The sequence below is a fragment of the Gluconobacter sp. DsW_058 genome (genome assembly GCF_002153615.1).
Lineage (GTDB): Bacteria > Pseudomonadota > Alphaproteobacteria > Acetobacterales > Acetobacteraceae > Gluconobacter > Gluconobacter cerinus.
This window is the reverse complement of record NZ_JOPH01000058.1, coordinates 119,062-144,932: the sequence shown is the minus strand read 5'-3', so window position 1 is coordinate 144,932 and position 25,871 is coordinate 119,062. Positions and strand designations below refer to the sequence as shown.

At 58.3% G+C, this 25,871-nt stretch carries 24 protein-coding genes; 18 read left to right on the top strand and 6 right to left on the bottom strand.

All coding sequences use genetic code 11. The annotated features are described in order from the left end of the window. Positions 1-116: 116 nt before the first annotated feature. On the top strand, positions 117-275 hold the full coding sequence (locus HK24_RS13730) for a hypothetical protein (protein WP_198942127.1): 159 nt from the start codon (positions 117-119) through the stop codon (positions 273-275). Here the strand turns inward: HK24_RS13730 and glyS are convergent. Both glyS and HK24_RS11570 read right to left on the bottom strand, forming a co-directional pair. Beyond that, a complete protein-coding gene (glyS, locus tag HK24_RS11575) occupies positions 260-2,314 on the bottom strand; it encodes a glycine--tRNA ligase subunit beta (protein WP_086634593.1) in 2,055 nt (684 codons plus the stop codon). The genes HK24_RS13730 and glyS overlap by 16 nt on opposite strands. Further along, positions 2,307-3,185, bottom strand: coding sequence for a glycine--tRNA ligase subunit alpha (locus tag HK24_RS11570; RefSeq protein ID WP_086634592.1), 879 nt, complete (start codon positions 3,183-3,185; stop codon positions 2,307-2,309). Before HK24_RS11570 ends, glyS begins: the two co-directional genes overlap by 8 nt. A gap of 572 nt (positions 3,186-3,757) precedes the next feature. Between HK24_RS11570 and HK24_RS11565 the strand changes: the two genes are divergently transcribed. The 5 genes from HK24_RS11565 (at position 3,758) to HK24_RS11545 (ending at position 9,792) form a co-directional block, all read left to right on the top strand. Beyond that, positions 3,758-4,525 (top strand): DUF2076 domain-containing protein, encoded by a 768-nt coding sequence (locus HK24_RS11565; RefSeq protein ID WP_046899725.1) that lies wholly within the window; start codon positions 3,758-3,760, stop codon positions 4,523-4,525. 148 nt (positions 4,526-4,673) lie between these two features. Continuing rightward, on the top strand, positions 4,674-6,197 hold the full coding sequence (locus HK24_RS11560) for an FAD-dependent oxidoreductase (protein WP_086634591.1): 1,524 nt from the start codon (positions 4,674-4,676) through the stop codon (positions 6,195-6,197). 81 nt (positions 6,198-6,278) lie between these two features. Beyond that, positions 6,279-8,075, top strand: coding sequence for an aspartate--tRNA ligase (gene aspS, locus HK24_RS11555; RefSeq protein ID WP_086634590.1), 1,797 nt, complete (start codon positions 6,279-6,281; stop codon positions 8,073-8,075). 135 nt (positions 8,076-8,210) lie between these two features. Beyond that, positions 8,211-8,855 carry a type II CAAX prenyl endopeptidase Rce1 family protein gene (locus HK24_RS11550; RefSeq protein WP_086634589.1) on the top strand — a complete coding sequence of 215 codons (645 nt, stop codon included), beginning with the start codon at positions 8,211-8,213 and terminating at the stop codon, positions 8,853-8,855. Between the two features lie 118 nt (positions 8,856-8,973). Beyond that, complete coding sequence (locus HK24_RS11545) at positions 8,974-9,792, top strand: alpha/beta fold hydrolase (protein WP_086634588.1); 819 nt, start codon at positions 8,974-8,976, stop codon at positions 9,790-9,792. 43 nt (positions 9,793-9,835) lie between these two features. Here HK24_RS11545 and HK24_RS11540 read toward each other — a convergent pair whose 3' ends face one another. Next, complete coding sequence (locus tag HK24_RS11540) at positions 9,836-10,930, bottom strand: alkene reductase (protein WP_086634587.1); 1,095 nt, start codon at positions 10,928-10,930, stop codon at positions 9,836-9,838. A 130-nt stretch (positions 10,931-11,060) separates the two neighbouring features. On the opposite strand from HK24_RS11540, the gene HK24_RS11535 reads away from it, so the two are divergent. Then, positions 11,061-11,960 (top strand): LysR family transcriptional regulator, encoded by a 900-nt coding sequence (locus tag HK24_RS11535; RefSeq protein ID WP_086634586.1) that lies wholly within the window; start codon positions 11,061-11,063, stop codon positions 11,958-11,960. A gap of 136 nt (positions 11,961-12,096) precedes the next feature. Then, positions 12,097-12,390 carry a hypothetical protein gene (locus HK24_RS11530; protein WP_080951390.1) on the top strand — a complete coding sequence of 98 codons (294 nt, stop codon included), beginning with the start codon at positions 12,097-12,099 and terminating at the stop codon, positions 12,388-12,390. A 44-nt stretch (positions 12,391-12,434) separates the two neighbouring features. On the opposite strand, the gene HK24_RS11525 is transcribed toward HK24_RS11530, so the two are convergent. Both HK24_RS11525 and HK24_RS11520 read right to left on the bottom strand, forming a co-directional pair. Next, positions 12,435-13,205 carry an exodeoxyribonuclease III gene (locus HK24_RS11525; RefSeq protein WP_086634585.1) on the bottom strand — a complete coding sequence of 257 codons (771 nt, stop codon included), beginning with the start codon at positions 13,203-13,205 and terminating at the stop codon, positions 12,435-12,437. Positions 13,206-13,209: 4 nt separating this feature from the next. After that, positions 13,210-13,554, bottom strand: a complete 345-nt coding sequence (locus tag HK24_RS11520; RefSeq protein WP_046899719.1) for an iron-sulfur cluster assembly accessory protein — start codon at positions 13,552-13,554, stop codon at positions 13,210-13,212. 185 nt (positions 13,555-13,739) lie between these two features. Between HK24_RS11520 and HK24_RS11515 the strand changes: the two genes are divergently transcribed. The 10 genes from HK24_RS11515 (at position 13,740) to HK24_RS11470 (ending at position 23,236) form a co-directional block, all read left to right on the top strand. After that, entirely contained in the window at positions 13,740-14,903 is a 1,164-nt protein-coding gene (locus tag HK24_RS11515) for a deoxyguanosinetriphosphate triphosphohydrolase (RefSeq protein WP_086634584.1), read from the top strand. 44 nt (positions 14,904-14,947) lie between these two features. Beyond that, positions 14,948-16,756, top strand: coding sequence for an arginine--tRNA ligase (gene argS, locus HK24_RS11510; protein WP_086634583.1), 1,809 nt, complete (start codon positions 14,948-14,950; stop codon positions 16,754-16,756). Then, positions 16,753-17,871 (top strand): SPOR domain-containing protein, encoded by a 1,119-nt coding sequence (locus HK24_RS11505; protein WP_086634582.1) that lies wholly within the window; start codon positions 16,753-16,755, stop codon positions 17,869-17,871. The genes argS and HK24_RS11505 overlap by 4 nt, the downstream gene beginning before the upstream one ends. Before the next feature lie 10 nt (positions 17,872-17,881). Continuing rightward, on the top strand, positions 17,882-18,640 hold the full coding sequence (locus tag HK24_RS11500) for a ScpA family protein (RefSeq protein ID WP_086634581.1): 759 nt from the start codon (positions 17,882-17,884) through the stop codon (positions 18,638-18,640). After that, positions 18,622-19,227, top strand: coding sequence for an SMC-Scp complex subunit ScpB (gene scpB, locus HK24_RS11495; RefSeq protein WP_086634580.1), 606 nt, complete (start codon positions 18,622-18,624; stop codon positions 19,225-19,227). The genes HK24_RS11500 and scpB overlap by 19 nt, the downstream gene beginning before the upstream one ends. A gap of 9 nt (positions 19,228-19,236) precedes the next feature. After that, positions 19,237-19,827: a Sec-independent protein translocase protein TatB gene (tatB, locus tag HK24_RS11490; RefSeq protein WP_086634579.1), complete on the top strand. Its 591-nt coding sequence runs from the start codon at positions 19,237-19,239 to the stop codon at positions 19,825-19,827. Next, the gene (gene tatC, locus HK24_RS11485) at positions 19,824-20,603 is read left to right on the top strand and encodes a twin-arginine translocase subunit TatC (protein WP_086634578.1); all 780 of its coding nucleotides are present in this window, start codon (positions 19,824-19,826) and stop codon (positions 20,601-20,603) included. Before tatB ends, tatC begins: the two co-directional genes overlap by 4 nt. A 14-nt stretch (positions 20,604-20,617) precedes the next feature. Then, entirely contained in the window at positions 20,618-21,880 is a 1,263-nt protein-coding gene (gene serS, locus HK24_RS11480) for a serine--tRNA ligase (protein WP_046899711.1), read from the top strand. A gap of 14 nt (positions 21,881-21,894) precedes the next feature. Next, a complete protein-coding gene (locus tag HK24_RS11475) occupies positions 21,895-22,635 on the top strand; it encodes an META domain-containing protein (protein WP_086634577.1) in 741 nt (246 codons plus the stop codon). Positions 22,636-22,846: 211 nt separating this feature from the next. After that, positions 22,847-23,236, top strand: a complete 390-nt coding sequence (locus HK24_RS11470; RefSeq protein WP_099211091.1) for a helix-turn-helix domain-containing protein — start codon at positions 22,847-22,849, stop codon at positions 23,234-23,236. 45 nt (positions 23,237-23,281) lie between these two features. Here the strand turns inward: HK24_RS11470 and HK24_RS11465 are convergent, their stop codons facing one another. Further along, the gene (locus HK24_RS11465) at positions 23,282-25,747 is read right to left on the bottom strand and encodes a helicase-related protein (protein ID WP_174694765.1); all 2,466 of its coding nucleotides are present in this window, start codon (positions 25,745-25,747) and stop codon (positions 23,282-23,284) included. Positions 25,748-25,871 lie beyond the last annotated feature (124 nt).

Sequence of the window (25,871 nt, the reverse complement as noted above, 5' to 3'; positions counted from 1 at the left end):
CGCTCTTCAACATCAAAGAAACCCGGCTGCTTCATCTTCCACCATACCCAATCAACGTAGGAAAAATGGAATTATAAAGGCCGACCCAAAACCAGTGGGTTTTTCGAACCCTCCAGGTGGGTGGCCCAGGCACGGAGTTGCTGGGGTTCGCTGGAGAAGCGCCTGCGCCCGGCTTCGTGGGCGAGGCGCTCTCCAATGCGATCCGGGTCCGTGTTGAGGAACGTGGCGACTGGGCCGGACCACCACGCTCCCATCAGGTTCAGCCCTCGATCTGACCGAAATCGGCGATCAGGGCTGTGGTCGTGCGGAAAGTCGCCAGAAGCTTCAGACGGTTGGCGCGAATGTCGGCTTCCGGAGCGTTGACGGTAACAGCATCGAAAAAGCGGTCCAATGTCGGGCGCAACGCTGCAATCGCCTGCATCGCATCGGTGAAACGCTCGTCTTTCAGGGCTGTCTCAATCGCAGGCACGGCACTGTTCAGGCCGTCTGCCAGAGCGCGTTCTTCGTCCTGCGCGTAAAGAGACGCATCCGGTGTTCCCTTGTGAGGACCGTCCTTTTTGTCTTCGATGCGCAGAATGTTGGCGGCGCGCTTGGCTGCGGCGAGAAGGTTCTTGCCGTCTTCCGTCTGGATCATGTCAGACAGCGCTGAAGTGCGGGCCAGAAGGCGCACAAGATCGCCATCCAGACCGCCTGCCAGGGTAGCGGCCAGAACGTCATGGCGCTCGCCTTCGCTGCGGAGCTGAACACGCAGACGGTCTGCCATGAAGTCCGGCAATTTGGCGAGTTCCCCGCCGGTGCGACCATTTGCCGCCTTGGCAAAGAGGTCCGTCAGGTCGAGGCGCAGGCCGTTGTCACGAATGGTGCGGATCACGCCCAGTGCAGCCCGGCGCAGGCCGTACGGGTCTCCGGAGCCGGTTGGTGTCTCACCAATGGCAAAGAAGCCAGCCAGCAGATCCAGACGATCCGCAAGGGCCACGGCAACCGAGACAGGCGCTTTTGCCGTATCGTCGGACTGGCCGCGCGGCATGTAATGCTCGGCCACAGCCTTTGAAACGGCGTCGCCTTCGCCGTCATGTGCTGCGTAATAGCCGCCCATGACGCCCTGAAGTTCCGGGAATTCACCGACCATACCGGTCGTCAGATCAGCTTTAGAAAGCAGGCCTGCGCGCTTTGCCTGTTCGATCTGCTCTCCGCTCAGGCCCATGGCCGCAGCGACAGTTCCGGCAAGATCGGAAATCCGCTTGGCACGCTCGCCCTGCGTTCCCAGCTTCGCATGGAAGGTCACGGCATCGAGGGCTGCCACGCGGTCCGCGAGCTTTGTTTTGCGATCCAGATCCCAGAAGTGGCGGGCATCGGCGAAACGGGCACGCAGAACGCGCTCGTTTCCGGCGATCGTCAGCTTGCCGCCGTCCTTGAACGGCAGGTTGGCGACGAAAGCGAAGAACGGCGCGGCCTTGCCGTCTGCACTGCGCAGGGCAAAGTAGCGCTGATTGATGCGCATCGAAACCTGCATGACTTCGGCGGGGAGGTCCATGAATGCATCGTCGATGCGGCCCAGAAGCGGAACCGGATATTCGACCAGACCGGCGACTTCATCGACCAGTCCTTCATCTTCCACAACCGTAATGCCCCGCTGTTCAGCCAGACGGTGAACACCGGTACGGATCATGTCGCGTCGCTTGTCCGCGTCAACGATGACGGAGCGTGTTTCCAGCTCTTCCAGCCATTGATCTCCCGAACGGACTTCAAATCCGCCGGGCGCTAGAAAGCGATGGCCTTCGGACAGGTTGGAGGATTTCAGGCCGTGAGCATCGTCCCCATCGCGGGCGAGCGAGAAGGGAACGACCTTGCCATCAAGCAGGCAGGTGATGCGACGAAGCGGGCGCACCCATGAGAAGTTCGAGCCGGCACCCCAGCGCATGGACTTGGCCCAGGGGAACTTCCACAGAAGGTCCGGCACAGCTTCAGCCACTCGGCTTTCCGCGCTTACCGGATCAAGCTGCTTGTTGAGAACCCAGAAGCCGTTTTCCAGCGTCAGTTCATCAGCCGTCACGCCATGCTTGCGGGTAAAGCCTTCCAGAGCCTTCTCCGGAGCGCCTTCGCGGGGGCCACGCTCGGAGACGGTGCGAGCCGGGATTTCGGCGTCGACATTCAAAACGGTCGCAATGCGGCGGGTACCGTAGAACGTCTGAACATCGGACGGGTTAAGGCCACCGAGGGCCTTGATCAGAAGGGCACCGAGTTCGCTGGCGGCCTTGGGCTGCATGCCGGCCGGGATTTCCTCGCAGAACAGTTCAAGCAACAGTTCAGCCATTGGACGTCTCCTCCTCGCCAGCAAGCCACGCTTCACAGGAGGCTTTCGCCAGCGTCCGGACGCGTCCGATATAGGATGCGCGTTCAGAGACGGAAATCACGCCGCGGGCATCCAGAAGATTGAAAAAATGGGAAGCCTTCAGGCACTGATCGAATGCAGGCTGTGCGACGCCAGCTTCTGCCAGACGGATGGACTCTTTTTCCGCATCGTTGAAATGCGTGAGCAGCATCTGCGTGTCGGCCAGTTCGAAGTTGTGACGGGAATAGTCGCGTTCGGCACGCAGGAACACGTCCCCGTACTTCAGGCCCTTGCCGTTGAAGTCCAGGTCGTAAACGTTCTCAACGCCCTGAACATACATGGCCAGCCGTTCCAGCCCGTAAGTCAGTTCGGTAGAAGGCATGACGGTCGGGATACCGCCAACCTGCTGGAAATACGTGAACTGCGTGACTTCCATGCCGTCACACCAGACTTCCCAACCCAGACCCCAGGCGCCGATCGTCGGGTTTTCCCAATCGTCTTCCACGAATCGGATATCGTGCTTTTCGGGATCAATCCCGATGGCGCGATAGCTCTCCAGAAGCAGATTCTGGCTCTCTTCCGGGGTTGGCTTCAGCAGGACCTGATACTGGTAATAGTGCTGGAGGCGGTTCGGGTTCTGGCCGTAACGACCGTCCGACGGGCGGCGGCAGGGCTGCACATAGGCCGCAGCCCATGGCTTCGAGCCCAGAGCGCGCAAGGTCGTATGAGGGGAGAGCGTTCCGGCTCCGACTTCTGTGTCATAGGGCTGCAGGATGGCGCAGCCCTTTTCAGACCAGAATTGATGAAGGCGCAGGATCAGGTCCTGAAAGCTGAGCGGCCGGGTCGCAGACAATTCAATAGGCTCCGGTTGGCAAAATTGGCGGTTACCTTACAGCCTGAGGTCCATAACCGGAAGTGAGCGGGGTTATTGGACTGCTAGATCGTTGAAAATTCGCTGCCAGCCTTATCAAACGCCGCTTTACCGCCGCGCTGGCGCTTATTCCGGTTGTTACTTTCAGCACGAAGGCATGTCTTCTGTCTGAGCCGCAAGAGTGGAGAAGGTCGAATATACATCCGCAGCAATTTCGTTCAGGGCGAAGCTTCGGCCATCACATGATTCGACGTGGCTTGCCGCGCCCTGGATGCAGCCGTGACATCGCTGATGTCCTCGTCAAATGGACGAATCGCTATGACACGGGAATGGCTGGAAAGGCGTGGGTAGACCAAGCATGAAACTAAAGATCAGACACTGTGTTTGACTGCATGATATGCAGGTCGTCGTGAGCCTTAAAAGCAGTCAGGTGCGTTACGTCTAATTTAGTAGCAGGCTTGATGGAGCTGCAGGTCGATCCCTTGTCGATTGAGCGCTGGTGCCTCATATGATGGGGGAGAACGTAACTTCTTCGTCTGGAAGGATCAAAGACGATGAACAACGAAGAACGCGAAGTCATTTCCCGCTTTATCGGCCGTGTTGGTGGTGCGCAGCAGGGAGGTGGCTTCAGCCAGCAGCAGATGCCAGCTCTTCCGCCGATCGACCCCGAGGCTGATCGCTTCATTGCTGATAACTTCCAGAAATATCCGGAAGCCCGTTATCGCGTGACGCAGATGGCGGTTGTGCAGGAAGCAGCTCTTGCTCAGGCGCAGAATCGTATCCGTCAGCTGGAATTTCAGCTTCAGCAGGCGCAACAGCAGCTTCAGCAGGCTCAGCAGAGCCGTCCTTCCGGAAGTGGCGGACTGTTCGGTGGTCTGTTTGGCGGTGGCAATAACAACCGCCAGCAGGCTTCTGCTCCGCCTCCGGGCTGGGGAGCTCAAGGTGGTGCCATGCCTCCGCCAAACTTCCAGCCGCAGCAGCAGTATGGTTATCCGCCAGGATATCAGCCTGGCATGTTCCAGCGCGGTGGATCGGGCTTCCTTGGCTCCGCTCTGACGACGGCTGCGGGTGTGGCTGGCGGCATGATGGCAGCAAATGCGCTTGAAGGTCTGTTCAGCGACCATCACTCCGGTGGGGACGCCGGTGCTTTTGGTGGCGGTGGCGAAACCATCATCAACAACAACTATGGTGATGCTGGCTCCGATCCTTTTGGCGGTGCAGGCACGGATGCAGGTGGCGGCTTCACTGATTCCGATTTTGGCGGCGGCGGAGGAGACTTCGGCGGTGGCGGAGACGGTGGTGGCTTCGACGACATGTTCTAAAGGCGCAGCATGTTACGCCTGATAGAACTTCTATCCAAAAAACCCGCCGGGCTTTGTCCCGGCGGGTTTTTTGCTGTTTGCCAACCCGAATGCCTATGCTGCGTTTGTTTCTGTAACGAGATTTTCCACTATTTTCAGGGGCTGTCCGATGAGCACCAATGATTTTCGCGACCTAGTGGCCTTCAAGGATCTGGAAGAGGGACAGATTGCCTCTTTTTCCATTGAGGGGACTTCGGTTGTTCTGGTGAAGGACGGCGAGGAGGTGCATGCCTTGGGTGGCAAGTGCCCCCATAAGGAAGCGCCGATGGAGCAGGGCGCGTTCTGCAAGACTGAAAAAGGCAGCGTGTTAGTCTGTCCTTGGCATAAGGCGGTTTTCGATGCCGTTGACGGCAGTCTCGTAGAGCCGCTCGCTCTTGAGCCCCTGCCACGGTATCCGGTGGAAATTGTTGACGGCCGTGTGTTGGTCGGCACCAGCCCCATGAAACGGGATGTGCCATCAGCGCGTCAGGAGGATGAAACAGTCCTGATTCTCGGCGCCGGTGCAGCAGGCCTGATGGCTGCGGTGACACTCCGTCAGGAGGGATTTGCCGGGAAAATCACGATGGTGACGGAAGAAAAGCACCGTCCATATGACCGGACGGCCCTGAGTAAGACCGTATTGCTGAGCGAGCCGGAGAAAGCGCACGCTCCTTCGCTGCGAAGCGAATCTTTTTATGGCCAGCATCGTATTGGTCTGAAGCACGCAACAATTCAGACCTTCGATTCCGCTACCAAGACGGCTGAATTATCAGACGGAACGAGTTTGTCTGGCGATCATGTTCTGATCGCAACGGGCGCGCGGTCCAAGCGCTTGGACATTCCTGGCGCAGATCTGAAGCGCGTCTTTACGCTTCACAGAGAGCAGGATGCGGAAGACATTGCCCGGGTTATTGACCCGGATCAGGCCGTAACGATCATCGGTGCGAGTTTCATAGGCCTGGAAGTGGCTTCCTGCCTGCGACAGCGCGGTGTGGGAGTGACTGTCATTGCCTCCACAGACGTGCCGATGGAAAAACACTTTGGTCGAGAGATTGGAACGCGTCTGCGCCAGTTACACGAAGAAAATGGTGTGGCGTTCATTTCCGACGCAAAAGTCGTGAAAATTTACGGAGAGAAAAAGGCCGAAGGCGTGGAGTTGGAAGATGGCATGAAGCTGCCAGCATCCTTCATTCTGGCTGGCATCGGCGTGATGCCTGCAACCGGATTTGTGCAAGGCCTGGACCGGGATGAGGACGGCGCCATCGTTGTCGATCATCTGATGCGGGCAGCGCCCGGTGTTTACGCTGCAGGGGATGCGTCTGCCATCCTGCATGAGGGGAAACCACGGCGAATCGAGCATTGGCGTCATGCGCAGGTGCAGGGACGGATCGCCGCAATGGCCATGATGGGACACGAGACCAGCCATATGCCGACGCCATGGTTCTGGACGCAGCAGTTTGGCAAGAAGATCGAATTGCTGGGTTGGGGCGAGAGCTTCGATAACGTCAGCCTTGAAGGGAATATCAAGGGCTTCAGCTTCCTTGCGACCTATCTTAAGGACGGAAAGCCCGTTGCGCTGGCGGGCGCGGGTCATGCGTATGACATGGCCAGAGCCGCCGTCGATTTCGAAGGTTTTGTGCAGGAAAAGGTCTGAACCGCGCACGAAGCTTGACATGAGCGGGCCGTCCCGGCTTCCTGCGCCCACTTATCCGCCAGGACGTTGAAGAGGCCCGACATGCATCCATACCGCACCCATGACTGTAGCGCCCTGCGTGAACAGGACGCCGGCCAGACCGTCCGCCTGTCCGGCTGGGTGCACAGCAAGCGCGACCATGGTGGCCTGCTGTTCATCGATGTGCGTGACCATTATGGTGTCACGCAGGTTGTTATTCCGGCTGGCACGGACCTGCTGGAAAAGGCCGAGCGCCTTCGCGTTGAGAGCGTCATTACCGTCACCGGCAAGGTTGTGGTTCGTCAGGGTTCCCAGCGGAACCCGAACCTGCCGACGGGTGACATCGAAGTTCTTGCAGAAGAACTCGAAGTGCGTTCCAACGCCGCTGTTCTACCATTTCAGGTGGCCGGTCAGGAGAACTATCCTGAAGAACTGCGCCTGAAGTACCGCTACATCGACCTCCGTCGCGAGAAGATGCACCAGAACATCATGCTGCGTAGCCGGGTCATCACCAGCCTGCGTCAGCGCATGATCGAGCAGGGCTTCACCGAGTTCCAAACCCCGATCCTGACGGCGTCTTCCCCGGAAGGTGCGCGTGACTTCCTCGTGCCGGCACGTCTGCATCCGGGCAAGTTCTACGCGCTTCCGCAGGCCCCGCAGCAGTTCAAGCAGCTTGCGATGGTGGCGGGTTTCGACCGCTACTTCCAGATTGCTCCGTGCTTCCGCGATGAGGCCTCACGCGCTGATCGTAGCCCTGGCGAGTTCTATCAGCTCGATTTCGAGATGTCCTTCGTCACGCAGGAAGACGTCTTCACGGTTCTGGAGCCGGTTCTGGCTGGCGTGTTCAACGAATTCACGCCGGAAGGCTGGAAGATCACGGACGGCGCATTCCCGCGCATTCCGTATGCTGATGCCATGCGCGACTACGGCTCCGACAAGCCGGATCTGCGTAACCCGCTGATCATCAAGGACGTAACGGATGCTTTCCGGGACTCCGGTTTTGGTCTTTTCGCCAAGATCGCAGCTTCTGGCGGTCAGATCCGTGCAATTTCGGCACCGGGTGCGGGCGATCGTCCGCGTGGTTTCTTTGATAAGCTGAACACCTGGGCGCGTGAGAGTGGCGCAGGTGGTCTGGGCTACATTATTTTCGAGGCAGAAGGCGGTAAGGGCCCGATTGCCAAGAACCTTGAAGCTGAGCGCGTCGAGAGCATCCGCGAGATCTGCGGCCTGAAGGCTGGCGATGCCGTGTTCTTTGCTGCGGGCAAGGGTGACGAAGTTGCCAAGTTCTCCGGCGTTGTTCGTACCAAGGTGGCAACGGAGCTGGACCTGATCGAGAAGAACGCGTTCCGCTTCTGCTGGGTTGTGGACTTCCCGATGTTCGAGCTCAACGAAGAGACGGGCAAGGTGGACTTCTCCCACAACCCGTTCTCCATGCCGCAGGGTGGTCTGGAAGCGCTGAATACGCAGGACCCGCTGACGATCAACGCCTACCAGTACGATATCGTCTGCAACGGCGTGGAACTGTCTTCCGGCGCAATTCGGAACCATCTGCCGGAAGTCATGCTGCGCGCTTTCGAAATCGCAGGCTATGGCCCGGAAGTTGTGGAAGAGCGCTTTGGTGGCATGCTGAACGCCTTCCGCTACGGCGCTCCGCCGCACGGTGGTGCTGCTCCGGGTGTGGACCGTATCGTGATGTTGCTGGCTGATGAGCCGAACATCCGTGAGGTCATTCTTTTCCCGCTGAACCAGAGCGGCGAAGACCTGATGATGGAAGCCCCGGCCCCGGTCGAGCCAGCCCGCCTAAAGGAACTGCATCTGGCGCTGGATCTGCCGAAGCCAAAGCCTGCTGTCACGAAGTAACATATTCGAGCCTGACGTCTGAAAAAGCCGGTACTCCCGAAGGGGTACCGGCTTTTCTTTTGTCTGCGCTCCGAAAAACTCAGGCGCATCATGATAGTCTGCCTTTCCGGCTGAACTTCGGAAGGTCTGTTGTCTATGCCCGTTCGCCCGACTGTCTCTTTTGGCAGGCGCCTGTATCTGGGAGCAGAGTTCCTAGCGCTTTACGGCGGTGGCCCTTTGCTCATTCTGTCCCTTCGCCGGGCCGGGTTGTTGTTCGGCCTGCTCTGGGTTGCCGCGCTTCTGGCTTTCGTCTCGCTCAGACACCAGAAATCAGAGGTCCATGATTTTCCGGGAGAAGCACGCAGAATTTTACTGCGTTTCACAGCTCTCGCTCCGCTGATCGTGCTGCTGACATGGTGGGTCTGGCCAGACGTGTTTCTAAGCCTGCCGAGGCAAAAGCCGCTGTTCTGGCTGCTGGTCATGGTGCTCTATCCCATTCTGTCCGTCTGGCCACAGGAGGTTCTGTACCGGGCGTTTCTGTTCTCCCGATACGACTCTTTGTTCCGTATTGCGCCAGTGACGATTGCGGCCAGTGCCGTGGCATTCGGCTTTGCGCATATTCTGTTTCTGAACTGGATTGCCGTTGGCATGACGCTCATAGGGGGAGAGCTGTTTGCCAGCGATTACAGTCGGCACCGTTCGCTCACCCTGACCTGCTTTGAACACAGCCTGTACGGATGTCTCATTTTCACGGTGGGGTTAGGGCGGTTTTTCTACACGGGTGTAGCGTGGCATCAGTGATAAATGGAAATCTTACTATCCCATGATGTCTATATTGAGCATGACGAGCAGAGCTTATCGTAAGAGCAAGGTTTCAGGGGGAGCTGCTGCTTTCCTGACCTCTTAACGGAGCAGATTCATGGCCAGATTTACGACATCCGACGGGGCAGAGATTTATTTCAAGGACTGGGGCACCGGAAAGCCCGTTCTGTTCAGCCATGGCTGGCCGCTGAGTTCAGACATGTGGGACTCACAGATGCTGTTTCTGGCACAGAACGGATACCGTGTGATTGCCTTTGACCGGCGCGGGTTCGGGCGGTCAAGCCAGCCCTGGGATGGCAATACCTATGATCGTTTTGCTGATGATATTGCAGAACTGATCGAAACCCTGGACCTGAGAGATGTGACGCTGGTCGGCTTCTCGATGGGGGGCGGGGATGTCACCCGGTATCTGACGCGCCATGGCAGTGACCGCGTTGCGAAGCTAGTGCTTCTGGGGGCTGTCACGCCTGTTTTCATGAAGCTGAACGATCATTCCGAAGGGGTTGATGCGGCTGTTTTCGATGGCATCATCGAAGGCTTGGTAAAAGACCGGGCCCAGTTCCTGAAAGACTTTGCGGTGCCGTTTTACGGGATCAATCATGGCGCGGAGATTTCTGACGGTGTTCTGGGGCAGACGCAGCAGATTGCTCTTCAGGCGTCCTTGCGGAGCACGATTGAGTGCGTCAAGGCATTCTCCGGGCTGGATTATCGGGAAGACATGAAGCAGATCACCGTCCCGACCCTGATTATTCATGGAGATGATGACCAGATCGTGCCTTTTGAGGCCACAGGCGCCCTGACGGCAAAACTGGTTCCGGGAGCGGTTCTCAAGGTCTATGCCGGTGCGCCGCACGGTTTTGCGGTCACCCATGGCAATCAACTGAACGCGGATCTGCTGTCTTTTCTGCAATTCTGATCAGAAAGACCCCGGCCAGACACAGGTCGGGGTGTTTTTTTGCTCAATGCTGTGCTGCGTCAGCATAAAATGGATAGTCGGTATATCCCCGTGCATCGCCGCCATAGAATGTAGAGCGATCATAGGAATTCAGCGGCCAGTTCTGACGCAAACGCTCGACCAGATCCGGGTTTGCAAGGAATGAGCGACCAAAGGCGATCAGATCCGCCTGTCCAGAAGCCAGCAGGGCTTCGGCGCTTTGTCGCTCAAATCCGCCCGCGGCAATGATGGTGCGGGAAAAGACCTGCCGAAGTGTCCCGGCATCTACAGGGTCAGGTTCTGCATCGCCCCCGATGCGGGGTTGTACGACATGGAGATACCCAGCGCCTAGACGATCCAGTTCAGACGCCACATAGCGGAACGTTGCCGGGCGGTTGCTGTCTGCCATGGTTCCATAGCGCCCGCTTGGAGTTACTCGTACGCCAACCCGGTCCGGTCCCCAGACGGTCATTGCAGCCTGAGTAACCTCCAGCAGGAAACGGGCGCGATTTTCAAGTGAGCCGCCATAATCGTCTGTGCGCGTGTTGCTGCCATCCTGAAGGAACTGATCCGGCAGATATCCATTTGCACCATGGATTTCCACGCCATCAAAGCCGGCTTTCAGTGCGCGTTCGGCAGCCTGTTCGTAATTCTTGATGATCCCGGGAATTTCATCCCGATCAAGCGCGCGTGGCATATCGTAGGGCACGGTCCCCGTGAGCGTCCAGGCGTCTCCATCGGCGCGAATGGCTGAAGGGGCAATGGGAGCAACACCACCCGGCTGAAGGATGCGTGCGGACTGACGGCCAACATGCCAGAGCTGAAGAACCATTCTGCCGCCCTTGGCATGAACGGCATCCGTAATGTGCTTCCATCCCGGAATCTGGCTGTCATCGTAAATTCCGGCTGCGCGCTCAAATCCATATCCGGTGAGGGAGACGGGGGACGCCTCCGAAATCAGCAGGCCGCCTTCCGTTGCGCGCTGGCTGTAATAGGTGCGCATCAGATCATTCGGCAGGTTACCCTCACTGGACCGCATACGGGTGAGTGGTGCCATAACAACCCGATGGGTCAGTCGCGTGGGACCGACGAAGCGTGGTGTGAAGAGAAGCGTCGTCATGCTGATGGTGTTCCGTTGTCTCAAAAGGATGTCCGGTATGGATGCGTCCTGTGACAGGCAGAATGGTTATTCTCTAATAATATGCGTAGATTAGTTTTTCAGATATTTATTATTCTTAAAGGGAATAAATATGGATCGTCTTCAAGCCATGACGGTGTTCGTAAAGGTGGTGGAGGTCGGATCTTTTTCAGGGGCTGCCCGCCTGCTGAACGTCGGTCAGCCATCGGTTTCCAAAGTCATCGCACAGCTTGAAGCCCATTTGGGCACAGCGCTTCTCTTACGGTCCACGCACGGTCTCACCCCAACGGATGCCGGGCAGCGCTACTACGAGCGTGCAGCCAGAATTATCGAAGATGCCAGAGAAGCGGACAGTTTGGCCCGGGGAAGCGGCAAGGAACTGTCAGGGCGCTTGCGGATCGCCATTCCCACCACATTCGGGCGTATCCATCTGGTGCCACAGCTTGGGCAGTTCACCGCACGATATCCCGGGCTCGAGCTTGACGTTCAAATGGATGACCGGCGCGTAGACCTGATTTCGGAAGGGATCGACATGGCCGTCAGGATTGGCCGTCCTGAAGATACAGCCGTGATTGGCCGACGTCTGGCGCGCGGGCGCCGATCCGTTATGGCAAGCCCTGCATATCTGGAAAAATTTGCTGCACCATCAGCCCCGGCAGATTTGGAAAACCATCAGATGGTTCTCTATGCACAGGGCCGACAGCTCCGAGCCGCTTTTACGAGGGACAACGATAGTCAGGAGGTTTCTCTACGGTCCGGGCTTCGTCTGAGTGCTGCGGAGGGAATTCGGGCTGCTGTTCTTTCAGGGCAGGGCATGACCATTGCGGCAGACTGGATGTTTGCACCGGAACTGGCAGCCGGACATGTTCAACGGTGTCTGCCTGACTGGTCTTTGGAGGCGGTAGAGCTCTGGCTGTTATTTCCTGCGGGACGGATGGTCAGTGCCAAAGTGCGAGCCATGGCAGATTTTGTAACTGAAATTGTTGACGGTCTTCAGAAGGCGGAGCCCTGATCTAGGGGCAGCGAGAGAATTGTTACAGAGCGCAGCAGAGAATCTTTTTTCCGCCACAACTCCGCCTGATCACTGCCTTGTGAGGGCAGCAAGGTGCACTCCTACGCAGCGCCTTTTGTAAAAGGAGTGAGACGTTATGTTGAAACATCTGTCGGGCTTGCTCGCCGTGTCGGCGCTTTTTGTCGGAGCTATGGCTCTGCCACCCATTAGTGGAACGGCCCATGCCCAGTTCGTTCCTTATCAGGGGCCATATCGCCAGACGCCGCCCCCTCCGCCACATCCCCCCAATGAGAGAATTCCACCGCATGCACGCACGATGCAGTGGATCCCAGGACAGTGGAAATGGGTCGGAAACGGCTATCAGTGGGTGCCAGGCCATCTGGCCCGGGTGCAAGCCCACAGGCCGCCACCATACTCACCGCGGGGTTAAAACCGAAAAGCCGCTCCTTGAAAGGGAGCGGCTTTTTTTGTGGCTTACCGGAGGGTTACAATCACCGGAACATGGTCTGAAGCTTTTTCAGCCGAACGCTCGTCACGGTCGATCGTGAACGAGACAAGCCGTTCGGCGACGCGTGGGGAGAGCAGGGCGTGGTCAATGCGCAAGCCTGAGTTCCGTTGGAATGCGGCGGCCTGATAGTCCCAGAATGTGTAGTGACGACCCGTTGGGTGAATAGCGCGTAAAGCGTCTGTCAGGCCAAGCCATTGCAGGCGGTGGAAGGCTGCGCGGGTTTCCGGTCGCACCAGCGCATCAGTAGGCGACAGAGCCTTGGGCGCGAGATCTTCATCTGTGGGGCAGACGTTATAATCTCCGATGAAGGCGAATGACTTTTCGCTTTCCAGAAACTCTTTCCCCCGGACCGCAAGAGCCTCAAAGAACGCGAGTTTTTTGCTGTAGCCATCTTCTCCGCCGGAGTTTCCGTTGGGAAGGTAGAGGTTACCAATCGTCAGACCATCAAGCTCACATTCAATATAACGAGCCGTGGGGTCATCGAAGCCGGGCAGGGTGTGCGTTGTAACGTCAAATGGGCGGCGGCCAATGAACGCTACGCCATTGTAAGCTTTCTGGCCTGTCGTGGCGACGTGATAGCCTGCGTCCTTGAAAACCGCCGGGAACTGGCTGTCTTCACATTTGATTTCCTGAAGGCAGAGCAGGTCGCACTCCGGATGACGCTCCAGCCAGTCCTGAACGAGATGCGCGCGGGCGCGGATGGAATTGATGTTCCAGCTTGCGAAGGTAAAGGACATTCGATCAGGCCAGCGAGAAGCTTGTGCCGCAGCCGCAGGCTGAGGCTGCGTTGGGGTTCGTGACCGTGAAGTGCGCGCCCATCAGCTTGTCCACGAATTCCAGTTCAGCGCCTTCAAGCAGATCGAGGCTGGTTTCATCGACATAAACGGTCGCGCCATCGCGTTGGATCAGAACGTCATCATCGTTCTTCGTGCGATCCAGCTTGAACTGGTATTGGAAGCCATTGCAGCCTCCCGCCAGAACAGCCACGCGCAAAGCCAGCCCTTCGGGTTCCGGCTGGGCGGAAATGATTTCCACGATCCGTGCTGCCGCACTGGCCGACATGGTGAAGGAAGGGGTTTCGGACATTGCTCGTTCCCGGTTTCTGGAGGTCTGCTGAAAGGCAGGACGGTTCTGGTCCTGATTATATGGTCAGACTGGGGTCAGGGGCAAAGGGGTAGAGTTGCGCTGAAGGGAGCCTGTCGTAGAATGACGCGTTTGATCCAGCAATTAGAGTGCTTTCCGCGCCTAAGGATCATCAGGGGAGTGTGTTGATGCCTGCCATCTATGCGGTTCAGGAAAAAGGTGCGCGAGGCCGACTCTACCCGGAGACAGAAAGCCCTGTCCGTTCTCCATGGCAGCGGGACCGGGATCGCGTCCTGCATTCCGCCGGCTTCCGGACGCTTCAGTACAAGACGCAGGTGTTTATTAATCATGAAGGTGATTTCTTTCGCACCCGTCTGACCCATTCCCTGGAAGTTGCCCAGATTGCCCGTTCGATTGCCCGAAGCCTCGACCTGAATGAGGACCTGACAGAAGCGCTCGCGCTAGCCCATGACATGGGTCACACGCCGTTTGGGCATGCTGGAGAGGATGCGCTGGCCCTTGCCATGCAGGATTGGGGTGGTTTCGATCATAACACGCAGTCCCTTCGCCTCGTGACGTCGCTTGAGACGCGCTACCACGCTTTCGATGGCCTGAACCTGACATGGGAAACGCTGGAAGGGCTGGCGAAGCACAACGGCCCGGTTAAGCGCCCAACGCCTTATCTGGCTGAATATGATGCGCGTCATCATCTTGATCTCAGCAGCTACGCGTCAGCCGAAGCGCAGGTTGCAGCCATGTCGGATGATATAGCCTATCATGGGCACGATCTGGATGACGGGCTGAGAGCCGGTCTTCTCACGTTCGACGACATTGAAGATCTTCCCCTGGTGGGTGATGCGCTTCGGGCGTCGCGTGAGATGGAGCGTCGCACGGGTCGCGAAGCGATGGATCAGGCGCAACGTGTCCGTCATGAGACAATCCGCGTGGTGATCAACGCCCTTGCGACGGATCTCACGGATCAGACGCGCCGCAATCTTGAGGCTCTTGATCCGCAGTCCGCAGATGACATTCGCCATGCCGATCATGCGGTTGTGGCGTTCAGTCCCGAGATGCGGGAAAAGAACAAGGCTATCCGCAAATTTCTTTATGCCCGCATGTATCGCCACTGGCGGGTTAATCGCATGGCGCGTAAAGCGAAGATCGCGCTGGCTGAAATCTTTACGATCCTTTCAGAAGAGCCCGGCCTTCTGCCAGACCCGCTCAAGGATCGTGCCAAGGCCGCAGATGACATGGAACGACGGCGTCTGGTGGCCAATTATATCGCCGGAATGACCGATCGTTTCGCGATGGAAGAACATCGACGGTTGACGGACCTCTCCGTGCTGGGCTGATAAAGCCCCTCCAAGACGATACAGGTTACAGGAATCGAGCTGAAATGGTCGCTGCACCCACTGCCCATACGACTGACTGCCTTTTTGCCCGCGCCAGAGACCAGGTGTGCGAGGCGCTGCGGTCCGTTGTCCCCGGCCTGCCGGAAGAGGTGGTGCAGCGCGTTGAAGTGACGCCGCCGCGTGACCCGTCCCATGGCCATATGGCGACCAATGCTGCTTTGCTGGCCGCAAAGCCCGCCAAGCGCAAGCCAGCGGAGATTGCGGCAGAACTGGTGCAGAAACTCGCCGACCTGCCAGACATAGATCATGCTGAAGCCGCCGGTCCTGGCTTCGTGAACATGACGCTGAAGCCATATGTCTTGCAGGGTGTGGCGAAGGCTGTTCTGGAGGCCGGTGAAGCCTTCGGTCGTTCCTCGATCGGGCAGGGAACACGCGTCAATGTTGAATACGTCTCCGCCAATCCGACTGGCCCAATGCACGTGGGTCATTGTCGTGGCGCTGTGGTGGGGGATGCGCTTGCAAACCTGATGCAGGCGGCAGGCTACAAGGTCACGCGCGAATATTACATCAATGACGCCGGAACGCAGGTTGTTGCCCTGACGTGGGCAACTTACTGGCGTTACCTGCAGGTTATCGGCACGGACATCGATGCTGACACGTTCAGCCCGCTGACGCCGAATGGTTTGCAGTATCAGGGTGACTATCTGATCCCGGTTGCCAAGAGCATTGCTGAAAAGCATGGTCGCGCTCTCGCCAATGATGATGGCAGCCCGGCTGATCCGTCTGTCTGGTTCGATATCATTCGCGCTGAAACGCTGGTGCAGATGATGGCCGCAATCCGCGAGGATCTGGAAGGGCTGGGCATCTCCCATGAAGTCTTCGCCAGTGAAGCGGAAACGCTGGCGAGTGGACGGGTTGATGCTGCGATTGCCAAGCTGGAAAGTAAGGGCCTGCTTTACGAAGGCGTGCTTGAGCCACCCAAGGGCAAGACCCCCGAAGACTGGGAGCCGCGTCCGCAAACCCTGTTCCGCTCTACGGATTTCGGGGATGATCAGGATCGTGCGCTTCGCAAATCTGACGGCACCAACACCTATTTCGCCAATGACATCGGATATCACGCTCAAAAGGCTGAGAACTCAGACGTTCTGATCGATGTGCTGGGTGCGGATCACGGCGGTTACGTTTCCCGCATGCGCGCTGCAATTTCGGCGCTGACGGATGGCAAGACCGGCTTTGAAGTCGTGATGTGCCAGATTGTGCGCGTTGTGAAGAATGGCGAGCCCGTCCGTATGTCCAAGCGTGCGGGCACGTTCGTGACGCTGCGCGATCTGCTGGATGAAGTCGGACGTGATGCCGTGCGCTTCACGATGCTGACCCGTAAGGCCGATGCGCAGATGGAATTCGATCTGGATGCCGTTGTTGCCCAGACGCGTGATAACCCGGTGTTTTACGTTCAGTATGCTCACGCCCGCTGCCGCTCGGTTCTGCGTTCAGCAGAAGCGATGTTTGGTGCTGCATCCGTGACGCCTGAAGCGCTGGCAACTGTTGATCTTTCCGGTCTGTCGTCAGACGTGGAACTGGCCGTTCTGCACCGTATCGCGTCTTTCCCACGTTCTGTCGAAGCGGCTGCTGCAGCGCGTGAACCGCATCGGATTGCAACGTATTGCATTGATCTGGCGTCTGATTTCCACACACTGTGGAATCGTGGACGCGAAGACACGACCCTGCGCTTTCTGCATGAGAACGATCGTGAGACGAGCCTGGCAAAGCTGGCGCTTGTTTCTGCGATTGCCGGCACCCTGCGTTGCGCACTGACCATTCTTGGCGTTGTGCCAGTGGAGGAAATGCGATGAGCCCTGACAGCGAGAATGATCGCGATTTCCGGGATCCGGGTGATTACGGCGCGGGACCTTCTTCTCCCCGCCCGTCGTCTGCCCCGCGTGCGGAGCGTGAGCGCCTGAGCAACGACTACGATGATGACGCCCCACCGCGTCGTCGTGCGGCGGCAGCGCCGGAGACTGCGAGCCGCGCCGGTGGCGTTGCGTCCCTTCTTGGCAGTGATCCGGCGACGCGAAAGCTTGTCGGTGGCGCTATCGGCATCGGCGCCGTGTTGCTGCTCGCTGTCGGAGGATGGTCTCTGACAGGAGGCCATCACGGCGGAATTCCCATTATCGGCCCACCGCCAGGCCCTGTGAAAGATGTTCCAACCGATCCGGGAGGAATGCAGATCATGGGCAGTGATAGCGGCGATACGGATCTGACAGGCAACGGGGAAGCGCATCTGGCTCCGGGACCGGAACAGCCGGACGCGAAGGCGCTGGCTCGTCAATATGGTGTGCAGCCAGGGACGCCTCCTGCGGCTCAGCCGGACAAGCCCGCAGCGCCCGCTGACGCTACGCCTCCTGACGGTGCGGCTCCGGCTGCTCCAGATGCTGCAGCAGGCCAGGACAAGGCTGTCGCTGAACCGTCGGCTGTGCCTCCCGCGGCTCCTGAAAGCAAAGATGCCGCTTCAGCGCCCGCGGACACCGAGACACCTGAAGACGCTCCAGCACCAAAGCCGGCTCCAGCCGTCAAGCCGCAGCCTAAGGCCCCTGATGCGCCTGTTCACAAGGCTGTTCCGCCCAGGCCTGTGCAGAAGCCCCTTCCGGCGCCTGTTGCTGAGCCAGAAAATGCTGTTCCTCAGCAGAAAACGGCTGCTTCGGCTCCGAAGGCTGAGGCTGGCGGTGCTCGCGAAGTTCAGCTTGCCGCGCTCGACAGTGAAGCCGCAGCGCGCAAGGAGTGGGACACACTGCGCCATCAGGCACCCGGACTGTTCGCAGGTCATTCACCGCTCTTTGAGAAGACTGCTCATGGTGACAAGACGTTTGTGCGGCTGCGTATTGGTGGCTTCGCGGATCTGAAGGCTGCCCGGGCGTATTGCGTGAAGCTGCACGCACAGTCCATCGCCTGCACTCCGGCACAGTTCTGAGAGACCGGGCTTGAGCGAGGTTCTGCATCTGACGCTGGACGGGTTTGAGGGGCCGCTGGATCTGCTCCTTGACCTCGCCCGGTCCCAGAAGGTGGACCTCGCAAAAATCTCCATTCTTCAGCTTGTCGAGCAATATCTGTCCGTTGTGGAGCAGGCCCGCGTGGAGGCGAGGGCATTGCGGCTTGAACTGGCAGCAGACTGGTTGGTGATGGCGGCTTGGCTCGCCTGGTTGAAGTCCAAACTTCTTCTTCCCGCAGAAAATAACGGGGAAGACGCTGAAGAAGCGGTGGAGCAGCTTCAGGAGCGTCTGTTCGAACTGGAACGTATGCGTGCAGCCGCAGCTTGGCTCATGAAACAACCCAGGCTTGGTATGGATGTGTTCCGTCGCGGTGAAGGGGAAGACCATACCGAGATTGACCGTTCGGGTCTGCGAGTAGACCTGTCAGCACTCATTACGGCTTATCTTTCTGCCCGCAGGCGCACGAACCGCAAACGTGTCTATGCGCCACGCACCCGCCGGTACTGGAGCGTGCAGGATGCCTTAGCCCGTCTGCGCCGCATGCTGGGCACAGATGCCGTGGCGGACTGGCAGACGCTGACGTCCCTTCTGCCCGAACATCTGGGGGAAGGGCTGGAAGCTGGGCCGTATGACCGCAACGCCGCTCTTGCGGGAACACTACTCGCAGGGCTGGAAATGGCTAAGGGTGGTGCGGTGGAGCTCCGTCAGCCAGAGGCTTTTGCTGAAATTGAATGGCGGGCAGTTTCGTGATGTCTTCCGATATGGAGCGCGCCTGCCTGCTGGTGGAGGCACTTGTTTTTGCCAGCCCTGAGCCGGTGCGCCTTTCCATCATTGCGGACCTGCTAAGTACACAGGGTCTGAAAATCGCGGTCGCGGAAGCTCTGGACGCCGTGGGAGAGCGTTATGCGACCCATGCTATCGAGCTTGTTGAAGTTGCGGGAGGCTGGCAGTTCCGGACGCGCGCTGAATATGCGTCTGCCCTGACCAAGATCGTGGAAAAACCTCGTCGGCTCAGCCGGGGGGCGATGGAAACGCTGGCAATTATTGCGTATCACCAGCCGTGCACACGGGCAGAAATTGAAGCGATCCGTGGTGTATCCCTGGGGCAGGCTATTCTGGATGCGCTGCTGGAAGATAGTCTGATTGCGCCGAAAGGCCGAAAGGAAGTGCTTGGGCGTCCCGTTCTCTGGGGAACGACACCCATATTTCTGGAGAGTTTCGGACTGCCCGATATCGGGTCATTGCCGAAGCGTGAAGACTTCCTGCTGGACAGGGCTCCCACTGAAGCAGCACCAGATGCGCCTTCACCCGTAGGCGAGACTGACGGGAAGGGCTAGGATTGTTGCATGTTTGACTTCAGTTTCTCTGAAATTGCCCTTTTTGTCGTCGTGGCAATGGTTTTTATTCGGCCGAAAGATCTGCCGGTTGCCATTCGTACACTCTCAAACGGTATCAAGGCGATGCGCCGGATGGCTGGTGAATTCCAGTCTCATATTGATGATATGGTACGGGAAGCGGACCTGTCTGAAGCGCGGGATCAGTTTCGGGACCTGAAGAACTTCAATCTGCGGGACCGCGTCACGAAGGCGATCGACAGCGATAATTCCATTCGCCGTAGTCTGGACATTGATACCAGCGGCGCAGCAGTGTCGTCTTCCAGTGTCAACGATCTGCCACGGGTCCCGGCTCCTCCACCGATGCCTCCATCTTCTTTTGGCGGTGGTGAGAGCCGCCCCTACAACGCGATGGTTCAGGATCAGGCGGAAGAAGAGCTCAATGATGACATTGTGGACGCGCCATCCATCCTTCCACCCGCAACAGCACGGCGCCTGATGCATGAGCGCCCCCGGTGGCGGGCGCCCGATATTCTGCCGCCTGTCCGTGCACTTCATCATGGCCGGCGCGTTGCCATTTCGAGCGCGGAGAAAGACGCATGACGGACTCCGATACGATCCAGGACACCCCGATGCCGTTGCTCGACCATATTGTCGAGCTTCGGCGCCGGCTGATCTGGTCCATTGCAACGTTCGTGATCGCCTTTGTGATCTGCTATCACTATGCGGGCGATATCTACCGGTTTCTTGCAGCGCCTCTCGGCAATATCATGCGAGAGAAGGGTGAACAGCCACATCTGATCTATACGGCGCTTTATGAGGCGTTCTTCACGTATATTCGTGTGGCGGTGTTTGGCGCGACGTGTCTGTCTTTTCCGATGATTGCCATTCAGGCGTGGATTTTCATCGCGCCCGGCCTGTATCGCAGTGAGAAGAAGGCGTTCGCGCCATTCCTCGTTGCAACGCCTGTCATGTTCACCGTCGGTGCCGCGCTGGCCTATTATGTCGTGTTCCCGTTTGCCTGGAAGTTCTTCCTGTCGTTCCAGACATCGGGCAATGGTGGAATGGACATCGAACTTCAGGCCAAGGTGTCTGAATATCTGACGCTCGTGACGAAGATGATCCTCGCATTTGGGATCTGCTTCGAGCTTCCGGTGATCCTGACCTTGCTGGTGCGTGTGGGGCTGATCGGGACGGCACAGCTCAAGAAATTCCGCCGTTATGCGGTGGTGGCATCCTTCGCCGTGGCGGCCGTGATTGCCCCGCCTGATGCCATTACCATGCTGAGCCTCGCCATTCCGCTTGTGGCGCTGTACGAGGTATCCATTCTTGTGGCGCGGCTGGTTGAGCCGAAGCCCGTGACTGACGAAGAAGACTGACGGAGCCCTGAACCATGCATGACCTGAAAGCCCTGCGCGCCGATCCGGCCGCATTTGACGCTGCTCTTGAGCGTCGGGGCCTGTCACCTGTGGGGCAGAAAATCGTCTCCGAAGATGAAGAGCGCCGCGCCGCTCTGGCGGCGCTGCAGGAGGCTCAGGCGACCCGCAAAACGCTGGCCAAGGAGATCGGGCAGGGCAAGCGCACTGGCGCCGATACGTCCGCTCTCGAAGCGCAGGCAGTCGAACTGCGTGACCGGATTACGGGTCTGGAAGAGCGTGCGGCCATCATCGAAAAGAGCATCGACGATGTTCTGGCGTCTCTGCCGAACCAGCTTGACCCGTCCGTGCCGGATGGGAAAAGCGAGGATGAGAACGTCGTCGTTCACTATCGTGGCGAAAAGCGCGAATTCACATTTGAGCCGAAGCAGCATTTCGAGCTGGGTGAAGCTCTTGGCCTGATGGACTTTCCGACGGCGGCCAAGCTGTCCGGGACGCGCTTTGTCGTTCTCCGTGGCGCGCTGGCCCGTCTGGAGCGTGCGCTGGGTCAGTTCATGCTGGACACACATACGACCGAGTTTGGTTACAGCGAAACCAGCGTTCCACTGCTGGTGAATGATGCGGCGATGTACGGCACCGACAAGCTGCCGAAGTTTGCTGAGGATTCCTTCCGTACGGAAGATGGTCGCTGGCTGATCCCGACAGCAGAGGTTCCGCTGACGGCCTCTGTCATGGGTGATATTCTGCCCGCCGATGCGCTGCCGATCCGTTTGACGGCACTGTCTCAGTGTTTCCGCTCAGAGGCTGGGTCTGCGGGCCGTGATGTGCGCGGGATGCTGCGCCAGCATCAGTTTACGAAATGCGAACTCGTTTCCATCGTGAAGCCTGAAGACAGCGATGCCGAACATGAGCGCATGACGCAGGCCGCCGAGACCATTCTGGAGCGCCTTGGCATCACGTTCCGCCGTATTCTGCTGTGTGCGGGCGATACGGGTTTTGGTGCGGCCAAGACGTTCGATCTGGAAGCGTGGATCCCTGGACAGCAGGCCTGGCGCGAGATTTCCTCCTGCTCCAACACCCGTGCATTTCAGGCTCGGCGCATGAAAGCCCGGTATCGCTCCGAGAATGGTCCGGCCTTCGTGAATACGCTGAACGGCTCCGGTCTGGCTGTGGGGCGGACGATGATTGCCGTGATGGAAACCTACCAGAACGAAGATGGCAGCATAACCATTCCTGAAGTTCTGCGTTCCTATATGGGTGGGCTAACCCGTATTGGCTAAGGACTATTGTTAAGATGATAACACGCCGTTTCGCTCTTTCCCTTGTGGCAGGAAGTGCCTTTGTCCAGATGGCAAAAGCCGAGCCTCTGGAAACTTTGAGCGGGACGGTGACGTACCGGGAGCGTATGGCGCTCCCGGCTGGGGCTGTTCTCACAGTTCAGCTTGAAGACATTTCCCGCGCAGATGCCCCCGCGATTACTCTGGCAGAGAGCCGTCAGGATATTCTCCGTCCGGGCCCGATTGCTTACACATTGCGCTACCCCGCATTGAAAAGCGGGTTTCGTTACGCGGTGCGTGCAGAAATTCGTGTGGGTGATACCTTGCTGTTCACCACCGAAGATTTTCATGGGCCTGATCAGCCGAACATTCTGGTTCATCGTGTCTCTGCGCCTGCTGCATCATCCCCTTACGGAACCTGGAGCGTGCAGGCCCTGGACGGCAAACCTTTGGAGCCGACGGCCAGAAAGCCTGTATTAACGCTCAATCAAAACGGTCGCGTTTCGGGGTTTGGTGGCTGTAACAGGCTGATGGGTCATGCCGTGATTAAGGGGAACACAATACGGTTCGCCCCGATGGCGATGACCCGGATGGCCTGTATTGGCTCTGGCATGGGGATCGAAAGTCATTTCGTCAAAAATCTGGAAGACGTGCGCTCCTGGTCTATCGGTCAGAGAGGAGAGCTCACTTTGAATTCACAATCTGGGATCGCCATGATTGTTTTGACTTCGGCAGATATTGATAGTCAAAAATTATGATTGCTACCGAGGTTGGCTGAAATTTCGCCTGATACGAAGTAATCGTGATGCGTAAAGCTATGTCAGATTATTTTTAACTTTATCCTGTGATAAAAATTATTTGCAAATTGATGAAGTTTTTCCGATAGCTGCGGTCTTGTTGATACCTTCTCAATCTGAAGAGCGTGCGTTTCAGGTGCTTGAAGGTACGGTGATGCTTGGGATGAAAAAAATGACTCAACCTACGGAAGAAAATGGGCCAGAGCGGCTCTCACCGGGGCTGGAGCTTGGACGCCGTATCCGTCTTCTTCGGGAAATGGTTGGACTGAATCAGCAGCAGCTTGCAGATCGGGTTGGAATTTCGCGGTCTGCCGTGGCTTTCTGGGAAACCGGGCGCTCCGGCCACGTCGGTAAGCATCTAGGCGCATTGGCTGAGGCCCTCGGGGTGGACGCTGAAGTGCTCTTGACCGGCATGGCGTACAAGGAAATTCAGGAAACGCTGACCCCCGATGAAAGCATGTTCCTGAACCTCTATCGGCAGCTCAGTCCGCTTATCAAGCTGCAGGCCCAGAAATGGGTAGAACGGCGCGTTCGGCAGGCAGAAGACGCCGCAGAAGGTTAAGGTGCTTCGAAGGGCAGGATGTTTCCTGCCCTTCGGAACAGCTTTTCAGCTTCGTTTCCGAGGGAAGCCACCAGGCTTCCCTTTTTTCTTGAAGCCCGGCTTGGCAGGATGGCCTGATTTTCCGGCAAAAGGCTTGTCACTGCGGCCTCTCGGCGTGAACCCGCCGCGCTGCTGCTTCTGGCTTTCGCGCATCCGGCTCTGGGTGCGAAGAACCTGCTCAATCCAGTCATTCAGGATCGACGTGTTGATCTCAGCGTTCTGCTGCGCGGGATAGGCTTCCGGGAAGCGCAATGCCAGCCAGCGCCACGCGACAAGGCGCTTATGGCGCTTTTCTGCCCGTTCCAGCTCTTCGCGGCCGGCCTGCTCTGGATGGGGCAGGCGACCCGTTCCTGGTGGCGGAACCGGGCGACCAGCAGCGTGATCCGCGGCCCAACTCACCAGTCGCTGAATCCCATTGTCCCGCTCATCAATCGGGCACATGGCGTAGGTCCAGCGTGTGGTCAGATCGAGGTTTTCCACGCCTTCCAGGGCGGCAGCAATCTCGAGAGACTGTTCCATGTCCGCCAGGCGGTAGTTTGGATCATCTGGCCGCAGAACAGCGTGCTTGATGCGTGTCAGAACGCCATAGAGGCTGTCGCTGCCGATTTCTTCAGCAACGGCACGCACGATGTCTGAGTCTGGCTGAACCAGTGGACGCAGTTCCGTCACAGGTTCTGGAGGAGCAGCCAGCATGTGGCGAACGAAAGTCGGGCTGCCAGATTCTGCAAGAACGCAGACAAGGCCTTCCTCATGCTTGCCGTAGCGTCCAGCACGCCCACCGATCTGTTTGACCTCCTGCGAGATCAGATCGCGGGTCTGACGCCCATCAAACTTGCGCAGGGCGCTGAAAACAACGCGGCGGATGGAGAGGTTCAATCCCATTCCGATAGCATCTGTCGCAATCAGAATGTCTGCATCGCCATTGTTGAAACGGGCGGCTTCTGCGCGGCGCACTTCCGGGCTGAGGGCGCCATAAACAACAGCCACCCGGCGTCCACGGGCCATAAGCTCGGCCCGCATGTCCAGAACTTCACGCCGTGAAAACGCAATGACCGCATCGCCGACCGTCAATTCGCTGAGATGAACCGTTCCGCCAGCTTTGAGCGGACTTTTTCGTTCGAGATGGATCTCGTCCACCGGATCGTCACAGAGTTCGGCAATCCGTTTGACGAGCGGGATACAGTCCGCAGCGCCAAGAATGTACACATGCCGAGCCGGCACACCCATGATCGCAGCTGTCCATGCGGCACCCCGATCCGGGTCTGCCAGCATCTGGGCCTCATCAATGATGGCGACGTCCACTGGCTTATGGAACGGGCACATTTCGACCGTTGCTGCCAGGTGGCGGGCACCGGGCATTTCAATGCGCTCTTCACCCGTGGCCAGAGATGCGGGAACGCCACGGGTCAGCAGAGCTTCCCGAAATTCATGCGCCAGGAGACGAAGAGGGGCGAGGGCCAGGCCACTTTCTGCATTGGCGAGAGCATTGAGCGCTGTGTAGGACTTTCCCGAATTGGTCGGGCCCGTTACGAGCGTAATGCGGCGCTTGAGAGAACGCGCCGTGCGGAAATGAGCCGCAAAACGATCCAGCGCTGCAACGCGGGCAATGGCAGCATTGCCGACCTTGGTGCCACGTTCCAGCTTTTCCGGACGATCCGGTGTGCCGCTGCGCCACTCGGGAAGGCGTGCACGAAGCTTCTTCAGTTCGTCTGGATCGAAGAAGAACAGCTCGATGCCGTCGTCACGTGTTTCGCGTTTGGCAATGGGAAGACGGTTTTCCGCCACCCACCGCAACGCTTCACGCCGGGAACAATGGAGAATGCCCGGGACTTCTTCAAACCCGGCAAGATTGGCTTCCCACTCTTTCAGGCGTTCGAGCTCACGCTCCCGGCGACGTTCTGCACGAGCCTGAATGTCAGCCTGTTCGCGGGCACGGCGCTCTTCCGCCAGGCGGAGATCGTCTTCGAAGCCAAGGTCAACGCTTCCGAATGCGCTTGCAATACTGCGGGAAAGCTTTTCAAGCTGGCCGCCAGACAGGATCAGGCCGGCATCTGCAAGATCGGCACGAACCTCTTCCAGAACGCTGCGTGGCGAGTCTCCCAGATCCTGCCAGCGTGAGACCAGAACATCCTCTAGCGTGAGGCGCAGAGCCGCAATGTCGGCACGAGGGTCATGCGTGCGGGCGGCAGCTTCCTGTGTATCGGCCTTCGTGACCCAGACTTCACCGGCACGGCGGGCGACATTCATGAGCTGGGACGCCCATGTCTTACGCCGTACGACGCACAGCGCGTCGATCAAGGCCTCGTGGGGGAGGGTAGCTTCATTACCCTCAAGCCGCCGGGCGACCTGCCGAAGCAGCGCTGGCCGCTCACGGGGGGTGATGTCCAGTGGTGTCCCGAAATCGGCTTCAGCCTGGTTCAGGGCCCGTTCGGCGGGAGAGAGGGGGGCGTCGCTCACGGAGTCGTCTGTCATGAAAAGACTTTTGCGTCATTCGGCTATCGGGTTCAACGCAGATGGGTTTTCCGAAACGTGATGATTGCGCTAAAAGGTCCGGCTCTTATCAGGTCCGAGACCTGTTATCCGTGCCACACCGGAG

Bases quoted from the DNA above. Each gene is read 5' to 3' on its own strand.
- HK24_RS11550 (WP_086634589.1), top strand. From the start codon at position 8,211: ATGCCCGTTCGCCCGACTGTCTCTTTTGGCAGGCGCCTGTATCTGGGA.
- HK24_RS11530 (WP_080951390.1), top strand. From the start codon at position 12,097: ATGTTGAAACATCTGTCGGGCTTGCTCGCCGTGTCGGCGCTTTTTGTC.
- HK24_RS11565 (WP_046899725.1), top strand. From the start codon at position 3,758: ATGAACAACGAAGAACGCGAAGTCATTTCCCGCTTTATCGGCCGTGTT.
- HK24_RS11470 (WP_099211091.1), top strand. From the start codon at position 22,847: ATGACTCAACCTACGGAAGAAAATGGGCCAGAGCGGCTCTCACCGGGG.
- HK24_RS11520 (WP_046899719.1), bottom strand. From the start codon at position 13,554: ATGTCCGAAACCCCTTCCTTCACCATGTCGGCCAGTGCGGCAGCACGG.
- HK24_RS11465 (WP_174694765.1), bottom strand. From the start codon at position 25,747: ATGACAGACGACTCCGTGAGCGACGCCCCCCTCTCTCCCGCCGAACGG.
- serS (WP_046899711.1), top strand. From the start codon at position 20,618: ATGCATGACCTGAAAGCCCTGCGCGCCGATCCGGCCGCATTTGACGCT.
- HK24_RS11525 (WP_086634585.1), bottom strand. From the start codon at position 13,205: ATGTCCTTTACCTTCGCAAGCTGGAACATCAATTCCATCCGCGCCCGC.
- tatB (WP_086634579.1), top strand. From the start codon at position 19,237: ATGTTTGACTTCAGTTTCTCTGAAATTGCCCTTTTTGTCGTCGTGGCA.
- HK24_RS11475 (WP_086634577.1), top strand. From the start codon at position 21,895: ATGATAACACGCCGTTTCGCTCTTTCCCTTGTGGCAGGAAGTGCCTTT.
- argS (WP_086634583.1), top strand. From the start codon at position 14,948: ATGGTCGCTGCACCCACTGCCCATACGACTGACTGCCTTTTTGCCCGC.
- HK24_RS11545 (WP_086634588.1), top strand. From the start codon at position 8,974: ATGGCCAGATTTACGACATCCGACGGGGCAGAGATTTATTTCAAGGAC.
- scpB (WP_086634580.1), top strand. From the start codon at position 18,622: ATGGCGGGCAGTTTCGTGATGTCTTCCGATATGGAGCGCGCCTGCCTG.
- tatC (WP_086634578.1), top strand. From the start codon at position 19,824: ATGACGGACTCCGATACGATCCAGGACACCCCGATGCCGTTGCTCGAC.
- HK24_RS11505 (WP_086634582.1), top strand. From the start codon at position 16,753: ATGAGCCCTGACAGCGAGAATGATCGCGATTTCCGGGATCCGGGTGAT.
- HK24_RS11540 (WP_086634587.1), bottom strand. From the start codon at position 10,930: ATGACGACGCTTCTCTTCACACCACGCTTCGTCGGTCCCACGCGACTG.
- HK24_RS11515 (WP_086634584.1), top strand. From the start codon at position 13,740: ATGCCTGCCATCTATGCGGTTCAGGAAAAAGGTGCGCGAGGCCGACTC.
- HK24_RS11535 (WP_086634586.1), top strand. From the start codon at position 11,061: ATGGATCGTCTTCAAGCCATGACGGTGTTCGTAAAGGTGGTGGAGGTC.
- aspS (WP_086634590.1), top strand. From the start codon at position 6,279: ATGCATCCATACCGCACCCATGACTGTAGCGCCCTGCGTGAACAGGAC.
- HK24_RS11560 (WP_086634591.1), top strand. From the start codon at position 4,674: ATGAGCACCAATGATTTTCGCGACCTAGTGGCCTTCAAGGATCTGGAA.
- glyS (WP_086634593.1), bottom strand. From the start codon at position 2,314: ATGGCTGAACTGTTGCTTGAACTGTTCTGCGAGGAAATCCCGGCCGGC.